Source organism: Gordonibacter sp. RACS_AR68 (genome assembly GCF_030418485.1).
GTDB classification, from domain to species: Bacteria; Actinomycetota; Coriobacteriia; order Coriobacteriales; family Eggerthellaceae; genus Gordonibacter; species Gordonibacter urolithinfaciens.
In genome coordinates, this window is record NZ_JAIPUP010000003.1 from 110,969 (window position 1) to 123,128 (window position 12,160).

The 12,160-nt window shown below is 71.1% G+C and carries 8 protein-coding genes and 1 tRNA gene; 3 read left to right on the forward strand and 6 right to left on the reverse strand.

Annotated elements, in window-relative coordinates; genetic code table 11:
* Positions 1 to 58: 58 nt before the first annotated feature.
* From K9U15_RS07705 to K9U15_RS07715, 3 genes are all read right to left on the reverse strand, one after another.
* A complete protein-coding gene (locus K9U15_RS07705; protein WP_227115420.1) occupies positions 59 to 442 on the reverse strand; it encodes a DUF3343 domain-containing protein in 384 nt (127 codons plus the stop codon).
* Between the two features lie 4 nt (positions 443 to 446).
* Positions 447 to 1,724 carry a double-cubane-cluster-containing anaerobic reductase gene (locus K9U15_RS07710; RefSeq protein ID WP_096226596.1) on the reverse strand — a complete coding sequence of 426 codons (1,278 nt, stop codon included), beginning with the start codon at positions 1,722 to 1,724 and terminating at the stop codon, positions 447 to 449.
* Between the two features lie 428 nt (positions 1,725 to 2,152).
* Positions 2,153 to 2,974 carry a formate/nitrite transporter family protein gene (locus K9U15_RS07715; RefSeq protein ID WP_096228538.1) on the reverse strand — a complete coding sequence of 274 codons (822 nt, stop codon included), beginning with the start codon at positions 2,972 to 2,974 and terminating at the stop codon, positions 2,153 to 2,155.
* A 467-nt stretch (positions 2,975 to 3,441) separates the two neighbouring features.
* Between K9U15_RS07715 and selA the strand changes: the two genes are divergently transcribed.
* The 3 genes from selA to K9U15_RS07730 all read left to right on the forward strand — a co-directional run bounded on the left by selA (position 3,442) and on the right by K9U15_RS07730 (position 7,476).
* Entirely contained in the window at positions 3,442 to 4,986 is a 1,545-nt protein-coding gene (gene selA, locus K9U15_RS07720) for an L-seryl-tRNA(Sec) selenium transferase (RefSeq protein ID WP_096226597.1), read from the forward strand.
* Positions 4,983 to 6,923 (forward strand): selenocysteine-specific translation elongation factor, encoded by a 1,941-nt coding sequence (gene selB, locus K9U15_RS07725; protein ID WP_301155861.1) that lies wholly within the window; start codon positions 4,983 to 4,985, stop codon positions 6,921 to 6,923. Before selA ends, selB begins: the two co-directional genes overlap by 4 nt.
* A 456-nt stretch (positions 6,924 to 7,379) precedes the next feature.
* Positions 7,380 to 7,476, forward strand: a tRNA-Sec gene (locus K9U15_RS07730).
* Positions 7,477 to 7,623: 147 nt separating this feature from the next.
* Here K9U15_RS07730 and K9U15_RS07735 read toward each other — a convergent pair.
* From K9U15_RS07735 to K9U15_RS07745, 3 genes are read right to left on the reverse strand one after another with little or no spacing between them, the layout of a single operon-like run.
* Positions 7,624 to 8,802, reverse strand: a complete 1,179-nt coding sequence (locus K9U15_RS07735) for a putative ABC transporter permease (RefSeq protein WP_123674301.1) — start codon at positions 8,800 to 8,802, stop codon at positions 7,624 to 7,626.
* On the reverse strand, positions 8,799 to 11,282 hold the full coding sequence (locus tag K9U15_RS07740; protein ID WP_301155862.1) for a glycoside hydrolase family 3 C-terminal domain-containing protein: 2,484 nt from the start codon (positions 11,280 to 11,282) through the stop codon (positions 8,799 to 8,801). The genes K9U15_RS07735 and K9U15_RS07740 overlap by 4 nt, the downstream gene beginning before the upstream one ends.
* A 60-nt stretch (positions 11,283 to 11,342) precedes the next feature.
* A complete protein-coding gene (locus tag K9U15_RS07745; RefSeq protein WP_161959766.1) occupies positions 11,343 to 12,056 on the reverse strand; it encodes a LytTR family DNA-binding domain-containing protein in 714 nt (237 codons plus the stop codon).
* Between the last annotated feature and the right edge of the window lie 104 nt (positions 12,057 to 12,160).

A 12,160-nucleotide genomic window follows, 5' to 3' on the forward strand; every position in this document is an offset into this window, starting at 1 on the left:
GGCGGCGAGGCGGAGCTTTCGATACGGCCCCGCACGGGCATCCCACGAGGGCGGTGCCTCAGCAGTAGCGGTCCCGGTCGGGGCGTATCTGGCGCGGCAGGCGCGCCACGCCCTCGATGTGCGCGCCGCATGCCTGCGCGACCGCGCGGATGCGCTCCTCGTCGTCGCACGACACGAGCAGGCTCATGCCGCACTCGGCGCGCGCGGCGCGCGGAGTGGGCGAGATGCGCGCGTCCACGCCGGTGCCCTTCAGCGCGCCGAACAGGGCCAGCCCGTCGGTGTGCCCGCGGAACAGCACGTAGCAGTCCACGGGCGCCCCGGACTGCGCGTCGCCGTCCGGGGCGCCGGGGGAACCGGGGCCGTTGCCGGGAGCCTCCGGCGCATCGGCAGCGCCCGGGCCTCCCGCCCCCTGCGCGGCGGGCTCGCCGCCGACGGGCTCCACGGGCCTACTCCCCCAGCATTTCCACGAACGCGCCCACGCGCGTGCGCAGCTGCTCGGCATCGTTGTCGGTGTAGTCGGTCTCCAGCGCCAGGCAGGGGATTCCCTCGGCCTCGAGCGCTGCGGCCAGGCTCGGCTTCTCCACGTCGTAGAGCGTGCAGAACTTCAGGTTCGCATCGATCACGCCGTCCACGTGGTACTCGCGCGCCATGCGCACCACGTCGGCGATACGGCCGGGGTTCGGCGTGAAGCAGGCGCAGTTGTTCTTCATGTAGCGCTCGGACAAGGCCTGGAACTGGCCTTCCAACGTATCGGCGGACTCGTCCACCAGGTTCTCGAAGTAGCGCGTGCCCGTGCACATCTCCTCGCATACCACGGCCGCGCCGCTCGTCTCGATGATGTGGTGCAGCTTCCAGTTGGGGATGGCCAGCGGCGTGCCCGTGACCAGGATGCGCTTCGTGCCCGCCGGGAACACGCTCACGCCGTCGGCGATGCGCTGCTCCAGCTCGTCGGCCAGCTTGTTCGCCATCTCGGCGCAGCGGGCCGGATCGTCGAAGAACGCGATCTGCATCATGAGCAGGGCGTCCTTGCCGCTGATGGGAATGCAGCCCTCCGCCTTGCGCGCCTCGAACACGCGCGCGAGCGCACGGCGCTTCTCGTTGATCAGCCCGATGGCCGCGCCCAGCGCCTCGGGCGTGAGCGCGCGGCCGGTGACGTCCTCCACCTCGCGCGCGAACTCGGCGATCTCGCCCGTCCACTTCTCGATGTCCTTGGGGCGCTTCATCTGCGGCATGTCCATGACGTAGGTGCGCTTGTCGGCGCCGAGTATCTCGTAGGCCTTCTTCTTGCCGTCGCACGTGGTCTCGCCCACGTACATATCCGCCACGCTGAAGTAAGGGCAGGTCTTGCCGAAGTGCGCGCCGAGCGACGCCTTCACCAGCGGGCACAGGTCGCTCGGCAGCACCTTCTCGCCCTCGGGCACCCAGAACTGCGAGCCGCCGCAGAGCCCGGTGACGGCGCCGCCGCAGGCCACCACCACCTCGTCGGGCACGAACACGCAGAACGTGCCGAACACCTTGCCGCCCTTTTTCTGCAGTTCGATGAGCTCGGCGGGGCGCACGCCGTGGATCTCGGACACGACGAAGTCATAGAAGGCCATGTTCTCGGGACGGTTCTCTTGGGAGAGGTACGTGTCGCCGAAGGCGGCGGGCAACACGGCGCACAGCTGGTCGTGCGTCTCCAGGTCCATGTCCAAATCGGTCCACATCTGGCGGTAGTCGGTCATAGGGGTATCCTCCTTCGCAGGGGTCTGCGTCTCGTCTTCTCGTCTGTCGATGGAGCCGAGCCCGGGGCAGACGGGAACGCCGCCGGGAACGGCGGTGCAGAACAAGCGGGCGCGGGGGCAGAGGCGCGTCCGCCGGCTTCCCTTGAAGCACGGTGGGTGGACGGCGATGCGGCCCCGATGCAGAAGGGGGACGCGCCTTTGGCAGAAGGTGCGCGTCCGGCGGGCAGGCTGCCGTCGGAAACCAGTATAGCGCAGGCAGGTCGGCCGCGCGCAGAAAGAGCATGACCCGTTCGGCCAGGTGTCGCCGGGGCAGGCCGCCGGCACCGCAGGGCTGCAGCGACAACAGGGCGCGACCGAGGGCGCGCACGCCCACAGCGCTGCAGCCGCACGCGGGCGCACGCTGCTGCAAGCTGGATCTCGCTCGCCGCCTAGCGCGCTTCCCTGCCCCGGTAGGCGTACCAGTACGCGAGCCCCACCAGAACGCCGCCCGCCACGTTGCCGAGCGTGGCCAGCACGAGGTTCGCCGCCGCGCCGCCCAGCGACACGGCCCCGGCGGCCCCCACTCCGCCCAGAACGTTCAGCAGGATGCCCGTGGAGAGGAAGAACATGTTCGCCACGCAGTGCTCGAAGCCGCACGCCACGAAGGCGGCGATGGGCAGCAGGATGCCCACGACCTTGTCCGTCACCGAGCGCGACGCGAACCCTATCCACACCGCCAGGCACACCAGCACGTTGCACATGACGGCCTTGAAGAACAGCTCCACGGGGCCGAGCGACGCCTTGGCCGAGGCAACCGACACGAACGTCGCGCCCACCTCGCCGCCGTTCATGCCCTGCACGTTCGCCAGCAGCACGAGCGCCATCGCCGCAAGCGAGCCGGCCAGGTTCCCCAGCCACACCAGGCCCCAGTTTCCCAGCACCGCGCGCCACGGCACGCGGCCCGAGACCCTCGAGCACACCATGAGCACGTTGCCGGTGAACAGCTCGGCGCCGCAGCAGAGCACGAGCACGAGGCCCAGGCAGAAGCACACGCCGCCTACGAGCCGCTGCACGGCGAAGGGCAGCGTGGCATCGGAGAGGAACGTGCAGAAGAACATGCCGCCGAACCCGATGAACGCCCCGGCGAGCATTGCCGAGACGAAGCACCTGCCCATCGGCAGGGCAGCCTTCGCGCACGCCGCGTCCTCGACCCGCTTTTCCACCTCGGTCGGCGAAAAGGCCTCCAACTTGAGCCCCGCGCCTTCTTGCATCACCGCCACGTCGAATCCCCTTCTCCCTGCTCTTCCCTTGCTGCGGCAAAACGCCCGCCGGGCCTCACCCGGCGGGCGTTTTGGCCCGCGAACGCACCATTATCGCAGATTCGGGCCCGGTTCGCCCCAGAAATTCCCACCATCTTCCTTCCCGCCTTCCAGCCCCGAGCGCATGCGCCCGGCTGGCTGTTCGGAATGCACCCGAGGAGGCCCCCCTCCCCCACCGAAGCCGCCTCCGGGATGCCTCGTCTCCGAATGCGCCCCACGTCGGCGGGACGCGCCCCGCGCCGCCCCTTCCGCGCGCCCTTCCCTCTGCCGGCCCCTCTCGCGCAACGCGCGCTGCCTTTCCCCTCCCCGTCCTGCGGGGATTCGTCGCACGCCGCCGTTTCGGGCCGGCGGCCCGGTCCGACATTGGTATACTGCTCGGGAAACCTTGCGTCCGGCCCGCTTATCGAGAAAGGCATCCCATGGCACCCACGCCCGCCCGCGACTTGCTGCGATCCCTGCCCCCCGTAGAGGAGGTGCTGCGCTCCCCCCAGGTGAGCGCGCTCGCGCCGCTGCTCCCGCACGACATCCTGGCCGACTGCGTGCGCGATGCCGTCGATGCCGTGCGCAGCGCCATATTGGCCGGGAGCCGGGAGCCGGTGGACGGCGCCGCCCTCGCCGACGACGCGTGCGCCCGGGCGCTGGCCTGCCTGCGCCCCTCGCTCAGGCGCGTGGTGAACGCCACGGGCGTGGTGGTGCACACGAACCTGGGACGCAGCCCGCTGGCAGACGAGGCCGTGCATGCCGTGACGGAGGCGGCGCGGGGCTATTCCACGCTGGAGTACGACACGGACGCGATGGCCCGCGGCAGCCGCCACGACCACGTGGAGGGCCTGCTCTGCGCGCTCACCGGCGCCGAGGCCGCCATCGCGGTGAACAACAACGCCGCGGCCGTGGTCATGGTGCTGGCCGAGTTCGCCCAGGGGCGCGAGGCCGTGGTGTCGCGCGGCGAGCTCGTGGAGATCGGCGGGTCGTTCCGCATCCCGGACATCATGGCGTTCTCGCGCGCCCGCATGGTGGAGGTGGGCGCCACGAACAAGACGCACGCGGCCGACTACGAGCGGGCCCTCACCCCGGACACGGCCATGCTGCTGAAGGTGCACCCTTCCAACTACCGTATCGTCGGGTTCTCGGAGCAGGTGGGCATGCGCGAGATGCGCGCCCTCGCCGATGCCGAGAACGAGCGCCGCCGCGCCGCGGGCGTGGAGGACGAGGTGCTGGTGTACGAGGACCAGGGCTCGGGCGCGTTCATCAACCTGGCCTGCTTCGGCGCCTACGCCGAGCCCACCGTGGCCGAGTCGCTGCGCGGGGGATGCGACCTGGTATCGTTCTCGGGCGACAAGCTGCTCGGCGGCCCGCAGGCTGGCATCGTGGTGGGGTCGAAGCAGCTTATCGACCGCCTGAAGAAAAACCCGCTCGCGCGCGCCATGCGCCTGGACAAGATGACGCTGGCCGCGCTCGAGGCCACGCTGCGCCTGTACCTGGACCCCGAGCGCGCGCTTACGGCCATCCCCACGCTCCGCATGCTTTCCGAGCCCGACGGAGCCGTGCGCGTACGCGCCGAGCGCCTGGCCGACGCGCTGCGCCGGGCCGTGCCCGCGGGCTGCGCGCGCATCGAGGTGGTGCCCGAGGTGGCGCGGGCCGGCGGCGGGGCGCTGCCGCTGTGCGACATCCCCACGTTCGCGGCGAGCATCTCCTTCGAGCGCGGCGACGCGCAGGAATGCGAGGCCTTCCTCGTGTCGAAGCGCGCGGTGCCCGTCATCGGTCGCATCAAGCGCGAGGCCGTGCTGCTGGACGCGCGCACCATCGGGGAGGACGACATCGCCGAGATCGCCGAGGCGGTGCGCGCCTACTTCGAGGGGCCGGGCGCTGCGGCGGCGTCGGCCGGGATAGCGGAAGGGGCAGCGGAAGGCTCCCCTGCCCCGGCAGCGCCCGCGGCCGGCCGCTCGGCGGGAGCGGGCGCATGAGCGCCGCCGCGGGCGGCCGCCGCGTCGTGCTGGGCACGGCGGGCCACATCGACCACGGCAAGTCCACGCTCGTGCAGGCGCTCACCGGGGAGGACCCCGACCGCCTGGCCGAGGAGAAGCGCCGCGGCATCACCATCGAGCTGGGCTTCGCGCAGCTGGAGCTGCCGGACGGCAGCGCGCTCGGCGTGGTGGACGTGCCGGGCCACGAGCGCTTCGTGCGCCAGATGATCGCGGGCTCCACGGGCATCGACCTGGCGCTTCTGTGCATCGCAGCCGACGACGGCGTCATGCCGCAGACCGAGGAGCACCTGGCCGTGCTGGAGCTGCTGGGCATCGCGCGCTGCGTGGTGGCCCTCACGAAGCGCGACCTGGTGGACGAGGAGTGGGCCGCGTTCATGGCCGACGAGGTGCGCGGGCGCCTGGCGGGCGGCCCGTACGCCGACGCGGCCGTCGTGCCGGTGTCGGCGCGCACGGGCGAGGGCCTGGACGAGCTGCGCGCGACGCTGGCGGAGGCCGCGCGCGGCCTCGTGCGCGCGAAGGACGGCTCTTCCGCGCGCCTGCCCGTGGACCGTGCGTTCAGCATCAAGGGCTCGGGCACCGTGGTCACGGGGACGCTCTGGAGCGGGCAGGTGGCGCCGGGCGACGAGCTGGAGGTGCTGCCCGGCGGCACGCGGGCGCGCGTGCGCTCCGCGCAGATACACGGCCAACCGGTTGAGCGCGCCGAGGCCGGCAACCGCGTGGCGCTCAACCTGGCGGGCGTGGACACCGGCGAGGTGCGCCCCGGCATGCTGCTGGCAGCCCCCGGCACGGTGGAGCCCACCGACCGCTTCGACGCCTGGCTCACGTACCTGGGTGCGCCCGGCGCGCCGGAGGCGCTGGAGACGGGCACGCGCGTGCGCGTGGCCCACGGCACCGCCGAGGTGCCGGGGCGCGTGCTGCTCATGGGCGGCCGCGCCGCGCTCGGCGCGCGCGAGGGCGCCTACGCGCAGATCCGCCTGGACGAGCCGCTGCCGGTGTCCCGCGGCGACCGCTTCGTCGTGCGCTCCCTGACGCCCGTGCACGTGGTGGGCGGCGGCCAGGTGCTGCACGCGCACCCGCGCCGCCGCACGAACCTGAAGCCCGGCGAGGAGGCGCTGCTCGACGCCCTGCGCGCCGGCGACGAGGACGGTGCCTGCGATGCGGCGCTCGCGCTGGCGGCCGCGCCCGTCACGGCGGCCGAGCTGGCCGCGGCGGCGGGCATCCCGGCCGCAGCGGCGGGGCGGCGCCTCGGAGAGCGCTGCAAGCAGGGTCTCGTGCGCCTGGGCGACGGGGCGGGCGCTCACTTCGCCGAGCGCGCCGTGCTGCAGAAGCTGGACAGCGCGCTGGAGAACGCGCTTCTGCGCTTCCACGCCGAGCAGCCGGCGGCCACGGGCATCTCGAAGGGCGCGCTCGCCGCGCGGCTCCCCGGCGCGCTGTCCGATGCCTGCATCGACGCGCTCGTGGAGCGCGCCCGCACGGACGGGCGCGTGGTGGTGGACGGCGGCCTCATCGGCCACCCGCGCGCCGGCGGCGGGGCGCGCAAGCTCGAAGAGCAGGCGGCCGAGGCGCTCGCGTCGGTGCTTGCCGCAGCCGCAGCCGCCCCGCCTACCGTGGCCGAGCTCGTGGCGCAGGCGGGCGTCGATGCCTCTGTCGCGCACCGCGCGCTCGGCGCGCTCGAGAAGGCCGGGCGCATCCGCCGCGTGAGCGGCGAGCTGGCCTTCGACGCGGCCGCCTACGAGGCGCTCGAGCAGGCGGCCGTCGCGCTGCTGCGCGGCCAGGGCGGCGCCACGGCGGCCGAGCTGCGCGACGCCATGGGCACCACGCGCAAGTACGCCATCCCGCTGCTGGAGCACTTCGACGCCCAGGGCGTCACGCGCCGCGACGGCGACCTGCGCGTGCTGGGCCCCAAGCGCGCGTAAGCCCCCGCCCTCCGGCCTCCATCCTCCCGACCCCAACCCTGCAACGGTGCCGCATCCTGTCGCAGGGTTGGGCGCCCGGGTTCCCTGCAGGAGGAAGTGCCTCTCCCCACCGGCCTTTCTGCACAGAAATCACCGGTTTTTTACGCATTGTCGGCCCTTGGTCGGCAAATTGGGCACCCATCATTTCGCCATCAGGGAAAACGTTGGGCGCAAACGTCCGGGTCCAAGCTACAGCAGCACGCTGAGCCCGCGAATCCGCAATAATCGGTGATTTCTGTACAAGTCCCCCCCCCCGCTGCGACAACGCACATATCGCCTCGGCCAAGTCGGGGAAGGAAGCGTTTGCGGCAAGCCCCTTCGGAAACGGTCCCCTTTCGGCAAGATGCCACTTTTTTTGCATTTTGCAGCGTTTTCGGCCGTTTTGCCTTATTATAGTCAACGTTGTCTTTTGCTCTTGGAGATGGATGGGTCCTGGTGGGCCCCGCGGCCTTCAAAGCCGTTGTGAGGCGCGCAGAACGTCTCGGGTGTGTTCGATTCGCACGCATCTCCGCCAAAAACCACGAGCGCCCGCGCCTCCCCCGAGGCACGGGCGCTTTCTCATTGAGCGACCGGACACACTGCCGCGACGAAGCTCGGCTGCCCGGTCTCGAGGCCATAGCGTTCTCCCCCAGGCACAAGCGGCCCCGGCCCCGCCCCGCCCCTAACGGTCGGCGCGGGTGGCGTCGTCCACGTTCATGGTCATGGTCTGGAAGCGGTTCTGCATGAAGTCGTTGTCGTAGTGCTTCGCGTAGAACTGCTCGATGGGCGTGTCGGGCGCCTTGCCCGCCATGCGCTGGTACCAGCAGTCTATGGACCGCACGGTCATCACGCCGTCCAGCAGCATGAGCGCCGCGCAAGCCGCCGTCACGCCGTAGCGCCAGTTCCACGGGATGAGGTTGATGAGCTTCAGCAGCTGCGGCAGCAGGAGCTTGATCCACGCCACGCCCAGCACGCCCCACATCACCATGAACACGAAGTTCGTGCGCCCGTCGATGGACAGGAACGTGCCCGAGTAATCCCACGCGCGGATGCCGAACGAGAACTCCATGATCCAGCTCGTGAAGTACTCGAACGCCCCGCCGATGACGGCGCTCACGAGGAAGATCACCCACACGGGCTTGTCGTGGAAGCGGTTGAGCGCGATGGTCATGAGCAGCGCGCCGAAGCCGTAGATAGGCGAGAACGGCCCGAACAGCAGGCCCGCGCGGTCCTGGTACTCGTGGTACAGCGCGAAGTGGAACAGCACCTCGATGATGAGCCCCAGCACGCAGCACACCACGAAGATCCAGAACAGGTTGAAGAAGTTCAGCGTGATGAAGCCGCGCTTCGGCTTAGCCTCGGCGGCCCGACGCCGCTCTTCGCGGCGCTGCTCCTTGTCCATCTTGCGCAGCTTGCGCTGCAGCGCGCGCTCCTCGGCAAGCGACGGGTCCAGATAGCTCGTGACCGCGATGAGGATGACGAGCTGCACCAGGTAGCCGATATGGTGCGCCGACAGGCCGAACAGCATGAGGGTGCCGATGATGGAAAGCACCGTGAGCGCCGCCAGCGTGTTCGCCGTGGCCGCAGCGTGCTTCCGACGGTTGAGCAGAAGGCGCACGCCCAGGAACACGAACAGCACGGCCGACGCCGCGAGCACCGCCATGAGCGCGGCGAAGATGGCGACGGAGGCCGTGCGGTAGCCGGCGCCTCCCAGCCCCTGTACGAGCGAGACGGCCACCGGCACCAGGTCGCCAAGCGAGGCGAGGCCCCCCAGCACGCACAGCGCGCCGAACAGCTTCAGCGGCAACGGCACGCGCTGCCCGTCGGGCATGCGCCCCTCGTCGTTGCGATCTTCGGTCATACGTTGTCCCCTTCCCTCTCGGACGGCGCCCCCGCACCGCCGGGCGGCGGGGCGGGCTTGAGCGCACGCAGCTTCTTGAAGCCGCGGATGAAACGGTAGTTCAGAACGTCCACGGCGGCGCCCACCAGGTTCATATTCGTGCCCGACATGGCCAGCGTCCGCAGGGGCGTCTCCATGACGGCCAGCTCGGCCTGGGCGCGCCGCTCGGCGTCGCCTGCCAGAAGCAGCCTGAGCTCGCGGCGCAGCAGGTAGTGCACCAAGCGCCCGACGAGCGACGCCTTCAAATCGCCTACCGTGGCGTTGGCCGTGTAGGGCCGCATGGGCACGACGACCCTGGGCAGCGCGCGGCCGTACAGCTTCCTGAACGCCTCGTCCGAGAACCCGCCGGGCCGCACGCGATGGTAGGCCTCCGGGGCGCCGTCCTCACGGCGCGGCGAGCCCGCCACCTCCACCCGCGCGCTCAGGCGCACGTCGCGGCTCGAGGCGGCAATGCGCACCTCGTAGGCGCCGGCTTCCACATCCCAAGCACGCATATCCGCATCGTAGTGCGCGAAGGCGCGCCTCGGCAGCGGAAGCGTCACGCGACATTCCTCGCCCGGCGCAAGCGCCGCCTTCGCGAAGCCCTTGAGCTCCTGCGGCGGCCGGAACGCTCCCGGCTCGAGCGGGGCCACATACAGCTGCACGGCCTCCCTGCCGGCGCAGGGGCCGTCGTTGCGCACGAGGCACGACACGGAAAAGCCCCCGTCGGGAGCCTCTCCCACCTGCAGGTCGCGGTAGGAGAACTCCGTGTACGACAGCCCATGGCCGAACGGATAGGCCACGTCCGCGCCCGCAGCGTCGTAGTAGCGGTAGCCCGTGTAGACGCTCTCGCGGTAGCGCGCCTGGCGGCCCTTCTCGGGGAAGTGCTCCGCGCACGGCGTGTCCGCCAAGCGCACCGGCCACGTCTCGGCCAGCTTGCCCGAGGGGTTCGCGCGCCCCAGCAGCAGGTCGGCCGCCGCCTGCCCTCCCCGGCAACCGGCCAGGTAGCACAGCAGGACGGCGCGCGGGCGCCCGCGCCAGGGAAGCTCCACGGGGGAGCCGCCCTGCAGCACCGCCACCGTGTTCGGGTTCGCGGCGCACACGCGCTCCACGAGCGCGTTGTGGCCGGCGGGCAGCGCCATGTCGACCCGGTCGGCGCCCTCCGACTCCGAGGCGTCCGGGAGCCCCACGAACACCACGGCCACGTCCGCCGCGGCCGCTATGCGCGCAGCCTCGTCCAGCAGCGCCTCGTCCGCCTCCCCCGTGGCAGCATCGTAGCCGGGCGCGTAGGAGGCCGCCGCGCCGGCTGCCGCGAGCGCATCCCAGGCGCAGTCGAGCGACACCGGGTTGATCTTCGACGAGCCCGCGCCCTGGTAGCGCGGCTCGCGCGCGAAGGCCCCGATCACCGCCACGCGCGCACCCGGCACGAGCGGCAGCGCACCGTCGTTCTCCAGGAGCACGGCCGAGCCCTCGGCCACGGCGCGGGCCACGTCCAGGCGCTCGTCCAGGCTCCGCACGACAGGCGTGCCCGCCGCAGCCGCATGCTTGGCGTGCAGCTCCAGGATGCGGCGGACGGCCGCGTCGAGGCGCTCCTCGGAGAGCTCCCCCGCCTGCACGGCAGCGGCCACGTCGGCGCGGTAGTCGGCCCGCGGGCCCGGCATGACCAGGTCGAGGCCCGCGGGCAGGCTCGCCTTGTTGTCGTACTCGGCGCCCCAATCGCTCACGTACGCGCCGTCGAAACCCCACTCGTCGCGCGCCAGCGCCAGAAGGCGCGCGTTCTCGGAGCAGTACGCGCCGTCCAGCAGATTGTACGCCGTCATCACCGTCCAGGGCCGGGCCTTCTCCACCGCTATGCGGAACGGCTCCAGGTACAGCTCGTGCAGCGCGCGCTCGTCCACCACCGCGTCCACGATCAGCCGGTTCGTCTCCTGGTTGTTGCAGGCGAAGTGCTTGAGAGACGTTCCCACGCCCCGGCTCTGCACGCCCTCGATGTAGGCGGCCGCCAGCTCGCCGGCCAGGTGCGGGTCCTCGCTGAAGTACTCGAAGTTGCGGCCGCACAAGGGGCTGCGCTTCATGTTCGCGCCGGGCCCCAGCACCACGGCCACGCCCTGCCTGCGCGCCTCGTCGCCCAGCGCCTCGCCCATCGTGCGCACAAGGTCCGCGTCGAAGGAGCACGCCGCGGCGCTCGCCGTGGGGAAGCACACCGCCGGCTCGCTGCCCGCGAGCCCCAGGTTGTCCGCCGTGCCCGCCTGCCGGCGCAGCCCGTGGGGGCCGTCCGACACCGTAATGGGGTCGATTCCCAGGCGCGGGCACCCGCCCAGCTCCCAGTAGCCCTCGCCCGTCAGGCACGCGCATTTCTCCTCAAGGGTCATGGCCGCCACGACGGCATCGACATCGAAGAGCGACACACCCCCTTCAGCCTGCCCCTCGTTCACCATCCGCCTCGCCTTCCCCTCGAACATTGCCGAGCCGAGCCTTCCTTTATCCCCACATGATTGTAAAGGTTCTTGGCTCGGCCGCCCCTATCCGACGCTGAGCGCATCGGTGAAATAGCGGTAATAAGCCTCGTGCATCTTGCGGCGTTCCTTCACGCGCACGGGCACGCAGGTGCCGTCCCGCAGGATGAAGTCGTCGCGCACATCCACGATGAAATCCATGTTCACGATGAAGCTGCGATGGCAGCGCAGGAAGCGGGGATCGCGAAGCTCGTCGGCCACGTCGTCGAGCTTCGCCAGGCTGCGATGGCAGGAGCCGTCGGACCGATGCAGCAGCACCGCATGGTCGCGGCTTTCCAGGTAGACGATGCTGCGGTAATCGAAATAGCGGCGCGCAGAGCCCACGCGGAACGCGAGGCGCGGCGAGGTGGCCGGCAGCACACGGTCGAGCACGGCGGCCAGCTTGCGCGGGTCCGCCGGCTTCACGAGGTAGCCCGTAGCCTGCACTTCGTAGCTCTCCACCGCATGTTCGCGCGATACGGTCAGAAACACGAGGGGCACGCTGGGATCGTGCTCGCGCAGCTTCCGCGCCACGGCGATGCCGTCCTCGCCCTCGAGGTATACATCGAGGAACACCAGGTCGAACGGATCGGCACCCGCGGCCACCTCGGCGACGAGCGGCCCGCCGCCCGCATACTCCTCGAAGCGGGTACGGTAGCCTCGGGCGACCAGATGCCGGTCCACCGCCGCCCTCAACTCCCGCCGTTGCGCCCCGTCATCGTCGCACAGCGCGATTCTCAAGCCCATCCTCCTCGTGTTCTTCCCCGGTACAAATCACGTTTTCCTATTGTCCAGCCAAGGGGGCTTTGCTGTCCAGTGCCGCTTTCGCAGGCTTCGCGGCCGTT

Coding starts and splice junctions, on each gene's coding strand:
- selA (WP_096226597.1), top strand. CDS start 3,442: ATGGCACCCACGCCCGCCCGCGACTTGCTGCGATCCCTGCCCCCCGTA.
- selB (WP_301155861.1), top strand. CDS start 4,983: ATGAGCGCCGCCGCGGGCGGCCGCCGCGTCGTGCTGGGCACGGCGGGC.
- K9U15_RS07740 (WP_301155862.1), bottom strand. CDS start 11,282: ATGTTCGAGGGGAAGGCGAGGCGGATGGTGAACGAGGGGCAGGCTGAA.
- K9U15_RS07710 (WP_096226596.1), bottom strand. CDS start 1,724: ATGACCGACTACCGCCAGATGTGGACCGATTTGGACATGGACCTGGAG.
- K9U15_RS07715 (WP_096228538.1), bottom strand. CDS start 2,974: ATGCAAGAAGGCGCGGGGCTCAAGTTGGAGGCCTTTTCGCCGACCGAG.
- K9U15_RS07735 (WP_123674301.1), bottom strand. CDS start 8,802: ATGACCGAAGATCGCAACGACGAGGGGCGCATGCCCGACGGGCAGCGC.